At 46.6% G+C, this 18427-nt stretch carries 18 protein-coding genes and 2 pseudogenes; 2 read left to right on the forward strand and 18 right to left on the reverse strand.

All coding sequences use genetic code 11. The annotated features are described in order from the left end of the window. Nucleotides 1-436: 436 nt before the first annotated feature. The 7 genes and pseudogenes from DCCM_RS11090 to DCCM_RS11120 all read right to left on the reverse strand — a co-directional run bounded on the left by DCCM_RS11090 (nucleotide 437) and on the right by DCCM_RS11120 (nucleotide 4410). Nucleotides 437-766 carry a hypothetical protein gene (locus DCCM_RS11090; RefSeq protein ID WP_104372471.1) on the reverse strand — a complete coding sequence of 110 codons (330 nt, stop codon included), beginning with the start codon at nucleotides 764-766 and terminating at the stop codon, nucleotides 437-439. 547 nt (nucleotides 767-1313) lie between these two features. Next, nucleotides 1314-1568 (reverse strand): CopG family antitoxin, encoded by a 255-nt coding sequence (locus DCCM_RS11100; protein ID WP_165792120.1) that lies wholly within the window; start codon nucleotides 1566-1568, stop codon nucleotides 1314-1316. Continuing rightward, the gene (locus DCCM_RS19740) at nucleotides 1546-1854 is read right to left on the reverse strand and encodes a BrnT family toxin (protein ID WP_104372474.1); all 309 of its coding nucleotides are present in this window, start codon (nucleotides 1852-1854) and stop codon (nucleotides 1546-1548) included. Before DCCM_RS19740 ends, DCCM_RS11100 begins: the two co-directional genes overlap by 23 nt. Before the next feature lie 156 nt (nucleotides 1855-2010). Further along, a complete protein-coding gene (locus DCCM_RS11110; RefSeq protein ID WP_104372475.1) occupies nucleotides 2011-2229 on the reverse strand; it encodes a hypothetical protein in 219 nt (72 codons plus the stop codon). Nucleotides 2230-2418: 189 nt separating this feature from the next. Next, nucleotides 2419-3207, reverse strand: a pseudogene (locus DCCM_RS11115) (protein prkA); the annotation flags it as partial. A gap of 192 nt (nucleotides 3208-3399) precedes the next feature. Continuing rightward, nucleotides 3400-3552 carry a hypothetical protein gene (locus DCCM_RS18635; RefSeq protein WP_165792121.1) on the reverse strand — a complete coding sequence of 51 codons (153 nt, stop codon included), beginning with the start codon at nucleotides 3550-3552 and terminating at the stop codon, nucleotides 3400-3402. A gap of 696 nt (nucleotides 3553-4248) precedes the next feature. Further along, the gene (locus DCCM_RS11120; protein ID WP_104372476.1) at nucleotides 4249-4410 is read right to left on the reverse strand and encodes a recombinase family protein; all 162 of its coding nucleotides are present in this window, start codon (nucleotides 4408-4410) and stop codon (nucleotides 4249-4251) included. Nucleotides 4411-4614: 204 nt separating this feature from the next. Between DCCM_RS11120 and DCCM_RS18640 the strand changes: the two genes are divergently transcribed. Beyond that, complete coding sequence (locus DCCM_RS18640; protein WP_165792122.1) at nucleotides 4615-4764, forward strand: hypothetical protein; 150 nt, start codon at nucleotides 4615-4617, stop codon at nucleotides 4762-4764. 52 nt (nucleotides 4765-4816) lie between these two features. On the opposite strand, the gene DCCM_RS19285 is transcribed toward DCCM_RS18640, so the two are convergent. Both DCCM_RS19285 and DCCM_RS11130 read right to left on the reverse strand, forming a co-directional pair. After that, entirely contained in the window at nucleotides 4817-5809 is a 993-nt protein-coding gene (locus DCCM_RS19285; RefSeq protein WP_104372477.1) for a methyl-accepting chemotaxis protein, read from the reverse strand. 180 nt (nucleotides 5810-5989) lie between these two features. Next, a pseudogene (locus DCCM_RS11130) lies at nucleotides 5990-6286 on the reverse strand (protein prkA); the annotation flags it as partial. 594 nt (nucleotides 6287-6880) lie between these two features. Here DCCM_RS11130 and DCCM_RS11140 point away from each other — a divergent pair. Further along, the gene (locus DCCM_RS11140) at nucleotides 6881-7867 is read left to right on the forward strand and encodes a hypothetical protein (protein ID WP_104372479.1); all 987 of its coding nucleotides are present in this window, start codon (nucleotides 6881-6883) and stop codon (nucleotides 7865-7867) included. A gap of 326 nt (nucleotides 7868-8193) precedes the next feature. Here the strand turns inward: DCCM_RS11140 and DCCM_RS11145 are convergent, their stop codons facing one another. The 9 genes from DCCM_RS11145 to dpsA form a co-directional block, all read right to left on the reverse strand. Continuing rightward, nucleotides 8194-9846: an N-acyl-D-amino-acid deacylase family protein gene (locus DCCM_RS11145; protein ID WP_128739142.1), complete on the reverse strand. Its 1653-nt coding sequence runs from the start codon at nucleotides 9844-9846 to the stop codon at nucleotides 8194-8196. Between the two features lie 411 nt (nucleotides 9847-10257). Continuing rightward, entirely contained in the window at nucleotides 10258-10503 is a 246-nt protein-coding gene (locus DCCM_RS11150) for a YlzJ-like family protein (protein ID WP_104372481.1), read from the reverse strand. Then, the gene (locus DCCM_RS11155; protein WP_104372482.1) at nucleotides 10500-11345 is read right to left on the reverse strand and encodes a ClpP family protease; all 846 of its coding nucleotides are present in this window, start codon (nucleotides 11343-11345) and stop codon (nucleotides 10500-10502) included. The genes DCCM_RS11150 and DCCM_RS11155 overlap by 4 nt, the downstream gene beginning before the upstream one ends. Before the next feature lie 261 nt (nucleotides 11346-11606). Next, nucleotides 11607-13271 carry a ribonuclease J gene (locus DCCM_RS11160; protein WP_104372483.1) on the reverse strand — a complete coding sequence of 555 codons (1665 nt, stop codon included), beginning with the start codon at nucleotides 13269-13271 and terminating at the stop codon, nucleotides 11607-11609. Between the two features lie 327 nt (nucleotides 13272-13598). After that, complete coding sequence (dapA, locus tag DCCM_RS11170; RefSeq protein ID WP_104372485.1) at nucleotides 13599-14483, reverse strand: 4-hydroxy-tetrahydrodipicolinate synthase; 885 nt, start codon at nucleotides 14481-14483, stop codon at nucleotides 13599-13601. A 54-nt stretch (nucleotides 14484-14537) separates the two neighbouring features. After that, a complete protein-coding gene (dapG, locus tag DCCM_RS11175) occupies nucleotides 14538-15767 on the reverse strand; it encodes an aspartate kinase (protein WP_104372486.1) in 1230 nt (409 codons plus the stop codon). A gap of 7 nt (nucleotides 15768-15774) precedes the next feature. After that, entirely contained in the window at nucleotides 15775-16791 is a 1017-nt protein-coding gene (locus DCCM_RS11180; protein WP_104372575.1) for an aspartate-semialdehyde dehydrogenase, read from the reverse strand. Nucleotides 16792-16905: 114 nt separating this feature from the next. After that, a complete protein-coding gene (locus DCCM_RS11185) occupies nucleotides 16906-17493 on the reverse strand; it encodes a dipicolinate synthase subunit B (protein WP_104372487.1) in 588 nt (195 codons plus the stop codon). A 27-nt stretch (nucleotides 17494-17520) separates the two neighbouring features. Further along, nucleotides 17521-18417 (reverse strand): dipicolinate synthase subunit DpsA, encoded by an 897-nt coding sequence (gene dpsA / locus DCCM_RS11190; RefSeq protein ID WP_104372488.1) that lies wholly within the window; start codon nucleotides 18415-18417, stop codon nucleotides 17521-17523. Nucleotides 18418-18427: the final 10 nt, after the last annotated feature.

Here is an 18427-nt window from a genome sequence, read left to right on the forward strand (position 1 = left end):
TTTCCCCCCCCCCCCCCCCCCCGGGCCCGCCGGGGTCCCATATCTTTCAGCCCAGTTGGTCGATGTGCAAGAGCTGGATGTATTGGAGTTCTTTAAGTTGGCGTTTTAGTCGGCGGGGTCGGTGGTTTCGGAGATTTGGAGTCTGAGGGCGTGGATTTGGGCTTTGGTGCGGGCGATGGCGGAGTGGAGGTCTTGGGTAGCCATGGAATACTTAGTTCTCCAATTCATTGAATTACTTAACCTTAATACTATTATTTTTTAAGTGCACTGCCTTTCTGTGTTTCATTTTTTTGTTGAAACTGAAATCCAACCGCTGGTGTTAACGTTTTGTCATACTCAAATCTATAAGCAAGAATCAACAGCCTTAGACATGTACCAAGCAGCATTACGGCATAAATTAGAGTAAACCAAAAAAAATAACTAATAATTAGTGATATTAAAAAACTCTATTCTCTGATATTGGCCAGTTGGTATATAAACTCAAGTAAAATGACAAAAACAAAACCAGTGTAAAACCAACTAATGCACCATTAAAATAAAAAGCGTAAACAACGTTAATAAGATGATCAGATTTTTCTTCAGCATTAATGTTCTTTAATATTTTGTTGCTTATCGTGCCTGATATGATAGCCAGTCCGCCGACCAAAAACCCAAGCATTCCCAACAATCCCGCAGATATAGTTATTAAAGCTATTCCAATAATTGAACAAAAATCTTCTAATGTTTGATTTCGATACACATTTAAAATAATTAACATGAGTATCAATTTAACTCAGGATCCCCATGGCCATAGGTGTTCTGTTGGCAAACGGTAACAATATATTGGGAGACACGGTAGGAGTCCTGACTAAACTTTATACTCATGATTTTAAATCCTTTCCAAATGTGTGAACTACAATTATTATCCCAGGAGTCAGCTTTAACCTCTTTTTCCTATCCGTTATGATACTTTTTAATACTTCTGCCGCACTCTTGAAGCCAAAGATTACAATTAATGATGTAAAAATGGGAATCAAATCCAAAGACATCTTGAATCCCATATGTCTCCAAAATTACAAAGCTCATTGCATCGGTATAGGATAGCTCCTGGTCGCTGCATGCCCTGAGTATGGGGTGTTCTATGCGCCCACAACCCTGAGGCCGCCCCGCTTTGCTCTGTTTAACGGCAAAGCCCGGCTCCGCTGCAATACCGTTTCAGGCCTCCTCTCCGGTTACATAACCGGCATTACTGCTTAGTTGGCGAAGTTCTTCTTCGTTTAAGATTCTTAATCCAGATTAATTTCCTGCTTGCCAAGGATTTCTTAATTTTCTCTTTAATCATTATTAAGGCGCTCTTTTACCCATGAGGCAATAAGGTCAGAGTATTTAACGCCTTTTTGTTTTGCAATCAAACGAAGGCGTTTTTCGTCTTCTTTTTCAAGGTCAATAGCTATAATTAATTTTTTTCTGGTAAACTTTACTTCCTTAGCTTCCTCAAGATCATTTTCAAAATCAGCGAGAGAATTATTATTCCAAAAATCTCTGGCTTCTTGAAAGGTGCCAAAATTAGGTATGGTTTTGTTGGTCATTATTAGATTGCCTCCGGTAATATTTTCGTTCTTTTTCATCCATATCCCGGGCAGTGACTACCATGGCCCGGCTATTCTTGAAGTATATAAACATTACGACAAGGTATCGGCCTGATTCAGTTTTTCCCAGAGCATAGTAGGTAGGGTTTAACCCCTTAGAGGCTTGTCTGCTTTTAACGATTATTGGCTTTCCGAAGCACACCTCTTCGACTTCTTCCGGATCTACGTTATGCCTTGCTATGTGATAAATTATATCATCATTCCAAATAAATTCATGGATATTCAATATACCTCACCGCATTTCTTTAAAGACGGGTGTGTATGAATTATAACTGTTTAATCTTATGGCTGTCAATAATATCCATATGTTATTTATAACCAACCAAATGATTCCGTAATATTATCCATTAGGGCAATTAAACCGCCTGTATCAATGAATAGTTTATAAGGGCCTTTTACCTCCATAAAGATCCTCCTTGTACCGCTGTGAACCATCCCCCGGACCTTCAAACATACCAATCAACTCCGCCAGAGGATCGTCATCCCCGCCCCTGTTTTTATCATTTTTTAAAAAATCAGGCATTCCCAGCTTTAAGAATAATTCCTCTTTTTGTTTAGGGGTAAGTTTTCTTATTTCTTCAACCAGCCGGTCAACAGCCATATCTAATCACCTTCCTCCCAGGAATAAATAATCTTCAATGCCCGCCGCTCTGTTCAATTGCATGCTACCACATGCAGTTTAATTATACCATACCTGCCTTCTCTCATTGTATCCCCAGACTTGTCCCACCGTTCCTGCTAAAAGCCCTGAAAACCCAGGCTGTTTCTACGATATAGCCAGTTGACCAGTCCGTTGTTCCATTCTGAGCATCTCCTGAAATTCCATGACTCCCCGGTTGGCGATGTTTAATTCACCATCAAAGCGGTAGGCCCTGGGATCGGACTCCGAGCCGAATTCGGTTATGGAGGAAAAATCCACGCTGCCTGTTAAGTCCGCTATATCCTGGGATTTTGGATCAGAAGGCGTAAAGGTTCCTATGCCTGTTCGGTTGTCCTCGGAAAAGAATATTCTTTCGATCATAACATTTTCAATTTTACTGTCATATTCCGTTTCCAGCATCATTCTACAGGATGGGCAAAGCTCGCCCTCAATGTGAATCCCGTACTCCCTGGCAACTTCCTCTCTTAATTCCCTTGGAATAAGGTGCAGGGGTTCCTCATGCATGGGACAGCCCTTAATCGCGTAAAGAGCGCCAAGATCGGTATAGCTGAACTTCTCCAGACCTCTCTTCAACATGGCCACCAGGGTGGATTTACCTCCACTGACGGGCCCCATCAACAAAAGTATCCTTTTGCGGACATCCAATCTCCTGGCGGCGGGATGGAAATATTCCTCCACCAACTTTTCCAAGGTTCTATCAAGACCAAAAATCTCATCAACAAAGAATTTGTACCTTTTGTTCCCGCCATCCAGTTGCTCCACCCCTGCGGCCTTTATCATCTCGTAAATTCTGGAGTGGGCCAACTGGGACACGTAAGGCCTTAACCTGACGATTTGCAAATAATCCTGGAAGGACCCCTCCCAGGCCAATTGTTTTTCCAGCGATCGATGTTCTTCAAGCCTTTTGAAAAAATCCACGACCACTCACTCCTTCCGTGGTAGCATTTTTACGCCCAGCTACTGCGTTTTATTTTCAGGCTAAACGAATACTACATTATATGCTATCCTCCGGGAAAGAAGACTCCGCCCCGTCTCAGCATACATGAAAAAAACGCCAATTTCGACAACTGGCGTTTTCATTTGAAATATTTCAATACAGTTTAAATTTTTTTAAATCCTCCAGCCGGAGTTGCATTTCTCCCGGGACAGCCGGTAGATATCCATTATATTGCCCGGTTTGTAACCGGAAATCAGGTAATGCCCGGTATAGGTGGACAACAGTTTGCTTACCCTGACACTCCCGGGTTCCACCTCCACCAGCATTTGCGCGCCCCTGGGACGTCCTGGCAAATGGCATGGGGACGGGAATGGCAAGGAATGGCATGGGGACGTTTCGTTTGGTGGCATGGGCATGGGGACGTTTCGTTTGGCACATTGTCCATGTTTGCATGTGGCATGGGGACGTTTCGTTTGGCGTGTTGCCCATGTCTGAAAGAATATATGGTAAATGGGAACCCAACATGATGGTATGGGTAAGAGATTTTCAGGCGGTGCAGCCATGAGCGCATTTACTTTCCAGAAAGCGGTGCTGGTAATGGACTCTTTGCTATCAGCCCATAAGTTATTCTAATGTTAACAGCAAACCCACACCAATTAGCAATAAACTTATTTTAAAAAGTGAAAACCCACTCACTCACTAAGAATAACCATAATTTTACTCAGATTTTTCCTAAGCATTATGCTTTAAAGGTAGCCCCAATATCAGAACTGTCAAACTTATGTCGGACACGATATTGCCAATTAATTCAAATAAAGTATAGACATACCTGTTTTGAACAGCAGGAAGCAAGAGAACCGTACCCTTGCTTCACGTGCACCCTTACTTCAATTTATCATATATTTTATGAAGTAGCCTTATTATGTAAAATAATTCTAAAGCTATTATTCCAGCCACTATTGATAGATCACCACTCATAGATTTATCTCCACCCTTCTTATCTTTAGGGCTATGTTTTTCTCTTACCCAAATTTCGTATGCTCCAGCACATGCCTTACCGACCTGGCCAGGCGGTCAGGCCGGTAAACAAGCAACACCTTATATTTTCCGGCCTTTGCATCGGCAGGCAATCTTGCTACTGCCGGCCTGTCCTGCAACGGAAGAACTCCTGAAACACCCGTCATCCAGGTAATATCCACATCCGCTTATACCGTTAGCCTCTGCATAAAAGTCAAAATATTTTTTAGCAAAGTCCACCTGGCTCTCTATGTTCCCCCGTTCCGCCCGTCGGTTGCCACCCTGCATAAAATGCCACCATCATGCTGGGATTGTCCACCTTAATTACCAACATATATGTAAAAGTATAGCATACTCCTGGGGTGCCGGGAGTGATAATAGAAAGGCAGTATTCGAATGATGCGGAAGATAACCGGAAAGCAATCAATGCGCTGGCCAGATTCGTTCCTCGTAAAATAATTAATCAAGGGCAAAAAATAACCCCGGAAATACCGGGGCCGGTAATAAATCTATTTTCCTGACCGCAACTTTGGGGGAAATAAAAACACATGAATAAATTCATGGATAAAGCATTTAATTTAAAAAGTCCAAACCTTTTTTCAACTCTTCAGACATATCAAGCATTCGTTTGGAATATTCCACGAACTGATCCATGGTGGCGCCTATTTCTTCCGTGACGGCTGCCTGCTGATTGGCAAGACCGCTAAGGTTACTCATGCTTGTCGCCACAAATTCTATCTCGTTTGTAACCAGTATCAATTTTTCAGATATTTCTTTAACGTTATTCCTAACACCCTGCGCCAATTTACGCACTTCATCCGATACCACCGAAAAACCCCGTCCGTGTTCTCCAGCCCTGGCGGCCTCAATGGCCGCGTTTAATGCAAGAAGATTGGTCTGGTCCGCTATATTCTCAATCAGGTCAATTACTTCATTGATTGTAACCAGTCCCGATTGAGCTTTTTTAGAACTGTCACTCAGCTCGTCCACGACCTTTGCAAGATCTGTTGCCCCTTTTGCAATTTCAGCCGCAGCAGCGGTATTTTGTTCGGCATTATCCTTGAGCTGATATGCTATATTCCCCAGATCATCCGGCTTGACCGCCGGCAGGGTTATGCAAAATGAGCCCGCAATATTACCTGTATTATCCCTTACAGGCACACCAATGGCGCCATAGCTAAAACCAAAATTTGATTTTTCCCTGGTTACATGCTTTGCTATTCGCATACCTTTTGCCATCGTTTCGTAGGTTACCGTATTTTCGGGAATATCCTCACCAACCCTTAAACCAAAATTAAGGTATGGAGAATCGAAAATTTTTAATATCCTCTTTTCTCGATTAATTATAATAATATATATCTTTTTATCAAAAATTTCGTATAAAATTTGACCTGCAACCATGGAACTATTCAAATTATTCCCGGCACCGGCATCCGTAGCGGCAACAATTTCTTCGGTCCCGGCTGCCTCTTTGCTTGATTGATTTTCATCTTTTAATATATCACTCCGATAATTTTCCTGCTCACTCACACCTCCAGACTGTTTTTTCGCTTTTCTGAAAAACATAACACCTCTCCGCCTCTCCAACTAAATTTCTAAACAAGAATAAATTATAATATTTGTAGAATTTTTTCAATATATAAATTATTATGTAGATTAAATTACGAAGTATATTATGTCTTTTTACACCGCTAAAGAATGGACCGGGATCACTGGAACCCGGTTAGGATACCCCCAATAAGCGGTATAAAGAGCGCCAAGATCGGTATAGCTGAACTTCTCCGGACCTCTCTTCAACATGGCCACCAGGGTGCATTTACCTCCACCGACGGGCCCCATCAACAAAAGTATCCTTTTGGGGACATCCAATCTCCTGGCGGCGGGATGAAAATATTCCTCCACCAATTTTTCCAAGGTTCTATCAGGATCAAAAGTCTCCTCAACAAAGGATTTGTACCTTTTGTTCCCGCCACCCAGTTGCTCCACCCCTGCGGCCTTTATCATCTCGTAAATTCTGGAGTGGGCCAACTGGGACACATAAGGCACAGTTTAATTTTTTTAAATCCTTTAAACCGGAGTTGCCTTTCTCTTGGGGCAGCCGGTAAATATCTATTATATTGCCCGGTTTATAATCGAAAATCAGGTAGTGCCCGGTATCTGTGAACAACAGTTTGACCACCCCGACACTCCAGGGACCCAGGTCTCCTCCAGCATTTGCACACCCCCTGCACATATCTCCTTGCAAGGTTTGGGTCGCATCTCTTCAATTCCGTCAATCACAAGTTCCAGTTGCATGGGAATTATTGCAGCGGCACCTCTTTTCCCCTCTTCCATTCCTCCATCAGTTGCTTCAGTCTTGCCACCGTCTGCCCCGATTCCAAACCTCGCCGATAACTCCATTTTCCACGACCTCTTTTTTTATCAGCACCATACCTGTGTCCCCGGCCAGTTCACCCCATCAATTCCCGGAAGACCTCCCTTGTCACCCGGGAATAATTGTAATCCATTCCTTCATTAAATATAATTTATTCTGTCCCTCAAAAGCGGGGCAACGCGCCAAACGAAACGTCCCCATGCCACCTGTTGAATGGTATTTTCAAACATGATTAAAATATTAAGAAGGAGGAAGTTAACATTATGCTTGAATTAACATTTGGGATTTACCCGTTGAGCGTGGCGGGTACTCCTTTCGGTTTGGCTGTGGGGCCGCCGGACAATTACGGGAAGATTCAATTGGCGCTCCAAGACCTTAAAGGGGAGTCAAAAAAGCTGTTCCCGAGAAACTACCTCATCTATACGAAAGAATGGGAATCAAAAATGTTATCACTTGCGGATCGCTATCTTGATGCCGGTTTACTGGGGGACTTGACCTTGGGATGCGGGGATTGGACACACCAGCAGGAGATTGATATAGAAATGGATAATTGGCTTGATTTTATTCGAAAGGTGATTAACCGATATGGCTCTCATTTGGCTTCTCTGCAAATTACAAACGAACCCAATCTGTCGTTTATGGAAGGTTCGAAGCCGTATATACTGAACGCACTTGTAGAAGGAGTAATTGCGGCAAAAAAAGAAACCCGAAAGCGTAATCTACCGCTAAAGATTGGATTCGGTTCGGTGCCGGAAAGTCCTGCGGCGGTTCCTCGTTTTTGGGAAAACCTCTCAAAAGCTGGAGGAAAGACATTTATAGATTCCGTCGATTTTGTCGGACATAATTTTTATTTGGATGTATTCGATGAACAACCACTGGATTTAAAAGAAATACCGGCTTCCGTAAAGCGTACGCTCCGCAACTTAAGGGAAAAAGATCTTGTTACAGCCGGTATACCCGCTTCAGTCCCTATACGGGTTACAGAAAACGGATGGCCTACGGGAAAGAACCCTGTTGCCAATATAGACAGATCTTATGAGCACCAAGCGAAAGTTCTTGAGACGATTATACGAACGATATATAATTTGCGTCAAGAACTAATTATTTCTCACTATGAGCTTTTTGGACTCAGGGATGCGGATAGCTCCAAAGAGGATCTTTTTTATCAATTTGGGATAACGCGAGATGATTATTCGCCGAAACCAGCTTACTATACATTTAAAAAATTAATCCAGGAACTTGGTATTTGACTAGCCTGGAAGCAAGGGTGGAAGTAAGGGGACAGTTCTCTTGCTTTCTGCTGCTAAAGACAGGTACGTGCCACACTCTCTCTGTTATGTGCGGTGCAAGGACTGGTTTTTGTGACGCTAAACAAATATATGACTTAACAACAGCAATCTATTATGCTTATTTTGTTGGTTGGCAAATTTTAGGCTTAATAGCTAAATAGTAAGTGCTATATTCCCCTAAACCTCTAAATATAGTATATCTACACTATCATCCTCTGCTGGTGCCCCCTTAGCGGCATGAGTGTTTAATTAACAATGCTTTTAACTTATAGACAATAGTCTTAACACTAGGTGCATTTTAATATACGACCCGCCTTTTTCTCAGTTATGCACTTACCGTCACTCACTACTTGCCGGCCGTTTACAAAGACGTATTTTATACCGGAAGGCTTCTCCCCGGTATTTCGGCGGGAAGTGTTGTCCCTGATCAGGTTATAATCGAAAACGGTAATATCTGCCCAGCAGCCGGCCTTTAAGAAACCTCTGTCTTTTAATCCAATACGCTCGGCAGAGTTTCCTGTCATCTTTGCTATTGCTTCTTCCAGAGAAAAAAGGTTTTTCTCCTTTTGGTAACGCTGAATAATAACAGGAAAAGTCCCAAACGCAGCAGGATGCGGCTTCCCCCCGGGGGCAATAATTACATCAGTTTCAAAGGTACACAACGGATGCTTCATTACTTTAGTTAAAACCTCATCGTTGTTTTCTTCACCGTTGTATTTATAGTAGAGACAGGCAGCACTACCTTTGCTTTGCTCAGCTATTCTAAGTAAGGCATCGCTGTTGGAGCAATTCATCATATTGGCAATTTCGGGAATAAACAAACCCTCGTATTTCTCTAATTCCTTATGACCTCCGTACATCAGTTGGATATCTTCATAGCTCATACCTAGAAATTTAAAGCCAATTTCCCACTCAATCGACTGCCGGAACCTGGATAAGAGACTTTTAAAGTTCTTTTCCGGGTTTCTAAGGAACCATGCAGAAAATAAAGCATTAACTGTCGTATTAACGCAATGATAGGGAAGAACATCAAAGGCAATATCAACGCCACGTGACTTGGCCTGGTCAATCATGCCAATAGCTCTATCGCTGCTTGACCAACTTTTTTCACCACCGAATACCAGATGGGAAATCTGTATCTTAACCCCGGTTTTTTCAGCTAAATTAATCATTTCTTCAAGGGCGCGGATATTATGGGGTTTTATAAGGAAATCAGTTTTGTAAATTGGTGATATTCGGGTAAGGGATTTTATATGAACTGTAAGAATTCTATTATTTCTTTTTACCAGCAGGGCCATTTCTTCCAGTTCTTTTATATTTATAAACATCCCGGGCTCGTACCCCAGGCCCAGAGAAAATCCATAAGCACCGTCTGAAAAAGATTCCTCAATTATTCGACTCATTTGCTGCATTTTGTCTCTGCCGGGATACGAATAATCGGCCCCCCACAAAGACCACCGCAGAGTCCCATGCCCTGTAAGTTGGGCTAAATTCAAAGAGAGGCCTCTTTTTTCCAGAAAATCAAAAAAAGAACCTGTTGATTCCCATTTAACCTCAAGTGGTCCTCCCGACAATAATTCATATGAACGCTGCACAAGATTCATGTATTTTGAATATCCCTCAGCCAAAGGGGCCGGGGAAAATCCACAGTTTCCACCGACTATTGTTGTAATCCCCTGTTCAAGCAGACATGCCAACATTTCGGGGTGATTATCAAGGGGTAACAGATAATCGCTGTGAGAATGAATGTCTATAAATCCGGGACAAACCATCAGATTATCCGCGTCAATAATATGCTTTGCCTCTATATTTCCTGTGTTATCTACCGGTCTGAAAACCGCGGAAATTTTAAAATCTTCCACGGCAATATCACCTTGAAAGGGTGCTCTACCCGTACCGTCTACTATAGTTCCATTTTTAATCAATAGATCACATTGCACGTACTTACCTCCTTTTTTAATATATTAGCTTTTAAAATTATACAGCATCAAAGTAATTGAGTATGCAGTTGATTTTTCCTAAAATACGACATGTTACGACACTCAAAAAGCAAAGGGCCGATTATCTTGCTTGCTGCTGCTTAAGACAGGCACATGCCACGCTTTATTTGGAATATACAGTAAAGGTGGAGTAGTTTCGCCTTAGTTTATACCACTAAATATAAACATACGATGTGCTGATAAGAACGAACTTGATATTATTGATTTTGGATTTTACCCTTGCTATTACTCCACCCCCTTGTTCAAATGTCTTTTATCGCAAGGTGGTGTAAACATTAAAAAAAACGCCGATTTAGGCAACTGGCGTTTTTTTTGAAATATTTCAATACGGTTTGAATTTTTTAAAACCCTTTAGCCGGAGTCGCATTTCACCTGGGACAGCCGGTAGATATCTATAATATTGCCCGGTTTGTAATCGGGGAGCAGGTAGTGCCCGGGATCGGTGGACAATAGCTTAACCACCCTGACACTCCCGGACCCCACGTCCTCCACCAGCATTTGTACACCCCCGATACATATCTCCCTGCAAGATGGGGGTCGCATTTCTTCAATTCCGTCAATCACAAGTTCCAATTGCATGGGGGTGTAAAGAATCATTGCAGCGGCACCTCTTTTCCCCTCTTCGATTCCTCGATCAGCTGCTTCAGTTTGGCCACCGCCTGCCCCAGTGCCCCAACCTCGTCGATAAGCCCCTTTTCCACGGCCTCTTTTCCTATCAGCACCGTACCTATGTCCCTGGCCAGTTCACCGGTTCTGAACATCAATTCCCGGAAGTCTTCCGCTGTAACCTTGGAATGGCCGGTAACAAAGCGCACCACCCGATCCTGCATTTTGTCCAGGTATTCGTAGGTCTGGGGAACACCAATAACAAGACCGTTCAGCCGGATGGGATGAATGGTCATGCTGGCAGTCTCGGCGATAAAACTGTAATCGGCGCTGCAGGCCACCGGGACGCCTATGGAATGGCCTCCTCCCAGAACAATTGAAACTGTCGGCTTGGACATGCTGGCAACCATCTCGGCTATGGCAAGGCCGGCTTCAACATCCCCCCCCACGGTGTTCAATATCATCAGCACTCCTTCAATTTCGTTTGCCTGCTCCAGGGCTACCAGCTGGGGGATTATATGCTCGTACTTGGTGGTTTTGTTCTGCGGGGGAAGCACAAGATGGCCTTCGATCTGTCCCACTATACTTAAACAATGAATATTGCTCTTTATCTCCGGCAGCGGAGTCGAACCCAGTTCCTTCAACGCCTCAATGCCGCCCCCCTTGGGACGGCCCTGCACCCGGCGGGGATTTCTGGGACTCCCTTCGTCGTCAGGATTGCCGGGCTCCGCGGGGTAATCCGGATTGTGCTCCGGTACAATTGCGGGATCGGGATCGATTTCAGGGGATTGCATATGGATACCGGGCTTTTCATCTTTCTTTCTGTCTGGCATAATAATCTCCTCTCCTGAAAAAGCTGGCGCTATCATTTAAAAATGCCACAGCATATAGCACTGTTTTCCGTGGGGTTTTACCCCGGTCATGGGCTCTGCTGCCTGGAATTTCCCGGCATTGAGATACATAAAGGATTTGGATGAAGTATTAAAAATAAGTTATCCGTCAATTTAGCAGCTGCGTGGAACTTTCTTTAGTATGCTTAATTAACAAAAAAAATACACGGGCTCCTGATAAACCCGTGTATTCCTGCCGTTGTTTTATATTTCCATGATGATTGGTAAAATCATCGGCCTTCTCCTGGTCTTCTCATACAAAAATTTCCCCAGTGAATCTCTGATCTGAGATTTTATGGCGGCCCATTCGGATATACCCCTTTCAGTACACTTTTCCAGGGCGGCTCTGACCTTTTCCCTGGCCTCTTCCAGGAGTATCTCCGATTCCCTTACATATACGAAACCCCTGGATACGATATCCGGCCCCGCCACAATCATTCCAGCCTCCCTGTTAATGGTTACCACCACTATTAGTATGCCATCCTGGGAAAGCTGTTTTCTGTCCCTGAGAACAATATTTCCCACATCACCCACGCCAAGTCCGTCCACCAGCACCCTGCCGGCGGTAACCCTCCCGGCGAAGCGGCCGGTTCTACGGTTAAATTCCAGCACATGACCGTTTTCCCCCACAAAAACATGATTTGGGGGTATGCCCATTTCCTTGGCCAGCTGGGCGTGCTTCACCAGCATGCGGTGCTCGCCGTGAACAGGCACAAAAAACCGTGGTTTGGTCAGTGTTATCATCAACTTTAACTCTTCCTGGCTGGGGTGGCCGCTGACGTGAATTCCGGATACAGCTTCATATATGACGTGCGCTCCATGTTTAAATAGCTGATCAATAATCCGTGCCACCAGCTTTTCATTACCAGGAATGGGGGTGGCTGAAATAATAATGGTATCCCCGGGCACTATTTCCACCTGGCGGTGATCGGACATGGCCATCCTGGTTAACGCGGACATGGGTTCTCCCTGGCTTCCCGTGGTAAGATACACCAGCCTGTTTTTAGGCAGGCGGGCGGCCTCGTCCAACTCCACCATGGTCCCCTCGGGTATATTGAGATAACCCAGTTCGTTTGCTACGCTAACCACATTGAGCATGCTTCTTCCCACCACGGCAACCTTGCGGTCATACCTGTATGCGGTGGAAATGGCCTGCTGCAAACGGTGCACATTGGAGGCAAAGGTGGCTACAATTATCCTTTCCCGGGCGTTGCGAAAGGTTTCGTCAAAGGTTTGCCCCACCACCTTTTCCGACATGGTAATGCCGGGGCGCTCCACATTGGTGCTATCCGACATCAGCACCAGCACGCCTTTCTCCCCCAACTGGGCAAACCGGTAAAAGTCGGTTACCTGTCCGTCCACAGGGGTAAGGTCAAGCTTAAAGTCCCCGGTATGTATTATAGCTCCCACCGGTGTGTGAATTGCCACGGACACCGCGTCGGGTATACTGTGGGAAACCCTGATAAACTCCACCTTGAAAGGACCTATATGGACCATTTCCCTGGGTTTCACCGTATGGAGCTCCACTTCCCGCTCCATGCCCCGCTCTTTAAGTTTCCCCAGCAGCAGCCCCAGGGTAAGCCTGGTCCCATAAACAGGAACATTTATTTGCCTCAGTATATAAGGCAGGGCGCCAATATGGTCCTCGTGGCCGTGGGTAAGCACAATTCCGCGCACTTGCTCCCTGTTTTCCAGCAAAAAAGTTATATCGGGTATCACCACATCTATTCCCAACATTTCCTCTTCCGGAAACATCAACCCGCAGTCAATAACCAGAATATTTTCCCCAAATCTCACCGCCATCATGTTCTTGCCTATTTCCCCCAGCCCCCCCAGGGGGATAAGGGACACCTTAGGTTCTTTTGCCAAATCCGCACCTCCCAAGTCAAAAGTTTGATTTCAGTTAGAGACGATACTATTTCGGTGAGCATTCCAGGAGAAGGTGGGAAATATTGGCGGTTATGGACTGCAACCAAAAAGCCGTTCAAAAACCTATGGTAAATATTATAATAAATTTTGCCGTCACCAACAACCTGAACGGGCAAAAACAAGATCTATGTTTATCTAGGCCTTCATTATGTATTTTTTGTTGGGACAATTATAATATTCCCGTACATAAAAATAACCTTCATGAGGCGGTAAAAGGTAAGATATAATAATCGAAAGAGAGACCCTTAGGGTCTCTTTCCTTTTCGTTTATATTAAATTCTTCTCAGCCAGCAATCCTCTGATGAATTCTTTTTCCTCCGCCGTGGCCTCCACCAGGGGCAAACGCGGGGGTCCCACCTGCCAGCCCAGCATATTCATTGCCGCCTTCACCGGAGAGGGATTGCTGTTGATAAACATTCCCTTAAAAATCGGGTACAGCTGCAGGTGCAGTTGTTTGGCCAGGGTGGTGTTTCCGGAGGTGAAAGCGTCCACCATCTGTTTCATTTGAGGCCCCACCACATGGGACACCACGCTGACAATCCCTTTGGCTCCCAGGGCCATAAAGGAAAGGGTCATGGAGTCGTCACCGCTGTATATGGAAAATTCGTCGGGCAGTATCCGGCGCAATTCGCTGACCTGGTCAACACTGCCGGCAGCCTCTTTCAGGGCTACTATGTTGTTTAGCTCAGCCAGTCTGGCCATAGTGGCCGGCAAAAGGTTCACCCCCGTCCGGCCGGGAATATTGTAAAGCATCACGGGTAGATTGGTGCTTTTGGCAATTGCGCTGAAATGCTGGTATAAACCTTCCTGGGAGGGCTTATTGTAGTACGGGCATACCAGCATGACACCGTCCACACCAACCTTTTCCGCCGCCTGGGTCAACTCGATGCTGGGGATGGTGCTGTTGCTTCCGGTGCCGGCGATTACAGTGGCCTCTCCGCCGACTTCATCCACCACAATTTTAAATAATTCCAGCTTTTCATCCCTGGTAAGAGTTGGTGACTCCCCGGTGGTACCACATACCACAAGACCGTCGGAACCGGACTGCACCAGGTGGCGGGCCAGCTTTCTGGCCACACTGTAATCAACAGCCAAATCCCTGGTAAAAGGAGTTATCATGGCGGTTAGCACCCGTCCGAAATCTTTAAACAAGACTTTCACCTTCCTTATCAAATGATACTCCCCGGCACACCGGACACAAATAATTTAATCCGCCAGGGCAAACCGCCGGTGCAGGGCCCGGACCGCCTTTTCCATGTCCTCCCTCTTAACCAGCAGCCAGATGGTGGTGTGGGAATCATTGGATTGCAATATCTGTATTTCCTCCCTGGTCAACGCATCCACAATGGCTGCCATAATGCCCGGCAGTCCCGTCATTCCCGCTCCCACCGCGGCCACCTTGGAGCAACCGTCGGTATATTCCACATTGTTTATTCCGGTGGTTTCCAGAACCTGAAGCACTTTCTGGGCCATGTCACCCCTGACCGTAAAAACCACCCTGTCAGGATAAACATTAATAAAGTCAAGGCTGATGCCGGCCAGGGCCAGGGAATTGAACAGGCGGCGCTTGACCGTAAGGCCTCCGGAGCCGTTGTCCATGGAAATCCGGAACTGGGTAAGGTTTGGTATCTGGGTTATGCCCGTAATGGTCCTGTCCCGGGTTATATCGATGGTTCCTTTAAAAACCTCGCCGGTACTGGTGACAAGAGTTCCCGGAGCGTTGCTGAAAGTGCACTTCACCCGCATGGGTATATTCTTTTGCATTACTATTTCCACAGCCCTGGGATGAACCACCTTGGCCCCCTCATGGGCCAGATGACAGATTTCGTCATAGGTGACCACTTCCCTGATTCTGGCATTTTCCACTATCCTGGGGTCTGCGGTCATAATACCTTCCACGTCCGTATAAATATCCACAAACTCAGCATCCAGGGCCACCCCAAGGGCCGCTGCGGTGGTGTCGCTGCCCCCCCGTCCCAGGGTGGTTATCTCCCCGTCCTCGGTCATGCCCTGGAAACCGGCCACCACCACTATTTTTCCTTCCCTGGCATGCCTAATTATATTTTCCGGTTTTATCTTCAGTATCCTGGCGTCGCTGAAACTATTGTCCGTTACAATACCGGCCTGGGGGCCGCTTAAGAATACCGAGGGATAGCCCAGTTTCTGAAAGGTGCCGGCCATTATGACCCCGGAGATTATTTCCCCGCAGGACATCAGCATGTCCATTTCCCTGGATTCAATCTCCCGGTGCACCTGCCTGGCAAAATTAACTAGAGTATCAGTGGCAAAGGGGTCATTCACTCTCCCTATGGCTGATACCACCAGAACCGGGGTAACCCCCTCCTCCCTGGCGGCTATGGCTCTGGCCGCGACTTTCTCCCTCAATTCCTGGCTTACCAGGGAGGTTCCCCCAAATTTTTGTATAATGAATCTCATCTAAAAATCACACCTGCAGGCATCCGTATTTTACCAGTAATTCGGCTATTTGAACAGCGTTGGTGGCAGCACCTTTTCTTATCTGGTCCCCCACCACCCAGAGGTTCAGCCCGCTGGGAATGGAATTATCCTCACGAATGCGGCCCACAAACACCTCATCCTTATCCGAGCAGAACAGAGGCATGGGATATTTCTTCTCCCGGGGATCGTCAACCACAATAATCCCCGGCGCTTGTGCCAATATCGTCCTGGTTTGCTCCGCAGTCAGCTTTTTATTGGTCTCAATGTTGACCGATTCGGAGTGGCTGCGATAAACCGGCACCCGAACCGTGGTGGCGGTAATCCCCATGCTGCTGTCATGCATTATTTTGTGGGTTTCCTTGACCATTTTCCATTCCTCTTTAGTGTAGTCCATATCCTGGAATACATCTATATGGGGAATGAGGTTAAAGGCTATCTGATAAGGAAATTTACCCGGTGGGTATTCGCCGCCATTGACTATGGCCCCGGTCTGGCCGGATAGTTCCGCGATACCTTCGGCCCCGGCCCCGGATACCGCCTGGTAGGTGGATACCACCACCCGCTTGATTCCAGCCGCGTCATGAATGGGCTTCAAAGCCACCACCATGATAATGGTGGAACAGTTCGGGTTTGCGATGATACCCTTGTGCCATTTTACATCCCCGGGGTTTACCTCGGGCACCACCAGGGGAACCTCCGGGTCAAGCCGAAAATTGCTGCTGTTGTCAATAACCACGCAGCCCCGCTCAACCGCCGCGGGACCAAACTCCTTGCTGGCCGAACCGCCGGCAAAAAGGGCCACCTGCATACCGGTAAAGGAGTCAGGGGTTGTTTCCTCCACGGTCAAACTTTGTCCCTTAAAGCTCATCACCTTTCCGGCTGAGCGGGACGTGGCGCACAGCCTCAGTTCTCCCACGGGAAAGTTTCTCTCTTCCAATACTTTAACCAATTCATGGCCCACCGCACCGGATGCCCCGACAATTGCAACATTTACGGGGGATATTCCCGCTTGACAGGCACCGGTCAAACAGGAATGCTCCCTCTCCTTATTCTGCGACAAAATACTATCCCTCCCAAAAATATTGTTTTTTTCCCGGCGCCACCCTGAGAAATTAATTTAAGAGTATGCTATCAAGACCGGTTGAATCTGTTTGCCCTGCATGGCGGTCAATATGGTGTCCGCGATTAAATCCATTTTAGCCTTGAGTGAATTTGGCTTGCCCGACGGGCTATCCTGGCCGAAGGGAACCATGTATACATTTTTTGTATTAAGTAAAAGCCCTATATTTTTGGCGTTCAGTCCAAGGCCGTCATTGGTGGATATGGCCAGCACCACCGGCTTTTGGTTGCGTAAATGGGCTTTTGCGGCCATTAGCACCGGACCGTCGGTAATGGCATTGGCCAATTTAGCCAGGGTATTTCCGGTACATGGGGCAATCACCAGCAGGTCGAACATTTTTTCGGGCCCCACCGGCTCCACCCCAACAACGCTGCTGACAGCAGTTCTTCCGGTTATACCCGCAAATTGTTCCTTCCATTTATCCGCGGTTCCAAACCGGGTGTCGGTCTGATCCACCGCCTGGCTGATAATAGGAAAAATTTCCGCACCTTCATCAATCAGTTTTTGTACCTGTACAATAACTTCGTCAAGGGTACAGTGGGATCCGGTTAAAGCAAACCCAATTTTTAAATCCTTCAACCTCACACGACAGCACCTCCGTGTTGTCGAAAGTCAGTTGAGTTTCCGGGCCAGACGCTCAGCCAGCAGCCTGGGAACCACCCCGGCCAATATGTTGCCGGCGGTTTTGGGAGCCACCTTACCCGGCAGGCCCAGGGCGTGAATTGCCGTGAGCCCCAGCTTTTTGGCCGCTGAAAAATCCGTCCCCCCCGGCACCGAAGCAATATCGATAATAAGCGCCTCCCGGGGAATAAGGTTCAGTACTTCTTCATCAAGTACCATGAACGGAACGGTATTGAATATAATTTCAGCAGAGCCCAGCACTCCAGGCAGAGCTGCGAAGTCCACGGCTTCCAGACCCATTTCCGCAGCCCTGGCCCTGGCGGCGGTATTCCTGGCCACCACGGTTGTTTTTGCTCCCAGTGCTTTCAGCATTCTGGCCAGAGTCACAGCCGTCCTGCCGAATCCCAGCACCACGGATTTGCTGCCATGAATGGTAATCGGGGTTTTTTCCATGGCAATCTGAACGGCGCCCTCCGCGGAAGGAATGGAGTTAAGTATAGCCACCTCGTCAATTTCCATTATTTCTATCAATGTTACTCCGGCTCCGGCCGCCATTTTCTTTAACAGCGGTTTGGCCACACCTACGAATACCGGTGTACCCGGTGAAAGGGAGGCCAGCATTTCCTCCGACAGTATTAATGGGCGGTCGGGATAAGCCGTATACAGCCGGCCCTGGTCGTTAATGCCGGGTACCGGCAGTATAACGGCGTCAACTCCCTCCAGCCCTTCAGCCGGATTCCTGCACAGAATGATATTTTCCTTTTTATTGACGGGTAACCCCACCACCCTAACGGTGGCTCCCAAAGCCGCCAGCCGCTCCGCCAGGATTGTCTCCCTGGCGTCGCCGCCCAGCACGGCCACAGTGACCCCATTCAGGTCCGGCTGCATGACCGGCAAC

The sequence above is a fragment of the Desulfocucumis palustris genome, from assembly GCF_002933875.1.
In the GTDB taxonomy this organism is placed as follows: Bacteria; Bacillota; Desulfotomaculia; order Desulfotomaculales; family Desulfocucumaceae; genus Desulfocucumis; species Desulfocucumis palustris.

Excerpts from the sequence above, each read along its gene's own strand:
- DCCM_RS19285 (WP_104372477.1), bottom strand. The coding sequence starts at position 5,809 with ATGTTTTTCAGAAAAGCGAAAAAACAGTCTGGAGGTGTGAGTGAGCAG.
- dpsA (WP_104372488.1), bottom strand. The coding sequence starts at position 18,417 with ATGCAGCCGGACCTGAATGGGGTCACTGTGGCCGTGCTGGGCGGCGAC.
- DCCM_RS18635 (WP_165792121.1), bottom strand. The coding sequence starts at position 3,552 with ATGCTGGTGGAGGTGGAACCCGGGAGTGTCAGGGTAAGCAAACTGTTG.
- dapG (WP_104372486.1), bottom strand. The coding sequence starts at position 15,767 with ATGAGATTCATTATACAAAAATTTGGGGGAACCTCCCTGGTAAGCCAG.
- DCCM_RS11150 (WP_104372481.1), bottom strand. The coding sequence starts at position 10,503 with ATGATTCTTTACACCCCCATGCAATTGGAACTTGTGATTGACGGAATT.
- DCCM_RS11100 (WP_165792120.1), bottom strand. The coding sequence starts at position 1,568 with ATGACCAACAAAACCATACCTAATTTTGGCACCTTTCAAGAAGCCAGA.
- DCCM_RS11140 (WP_104372479.1), top strand. The coding sequence starts at position 6,881 with ATGCTTGAATTAACATTTGGGATTTACCCGTTGAGCGTGGCGGGTACT.
- DCCM_RS11110 (WP_104372475.1), bottom strand. The coding sequence starts at position 2,229 with ATGGCTGTTGACCGGCTGGTTGAAGAAATAAGAAAACTTACCCCTAAA.
- DCCM_RS11155 (WP_104372482.1), bottom strand. The coding sequence starts at position 11,345 with ATGCCAGACAGAAAGAAAGATGAAAAGCCCGGTATCCATATGCAATCC.
- DCCM_RS11120 (WP_104372476.1), bottom strand. The coding sequence starts at position 4,410 with ATGACGGGTGTTTCAGGAGTTCTTCCGTTGCAGGACAGGCCGGCAGTA.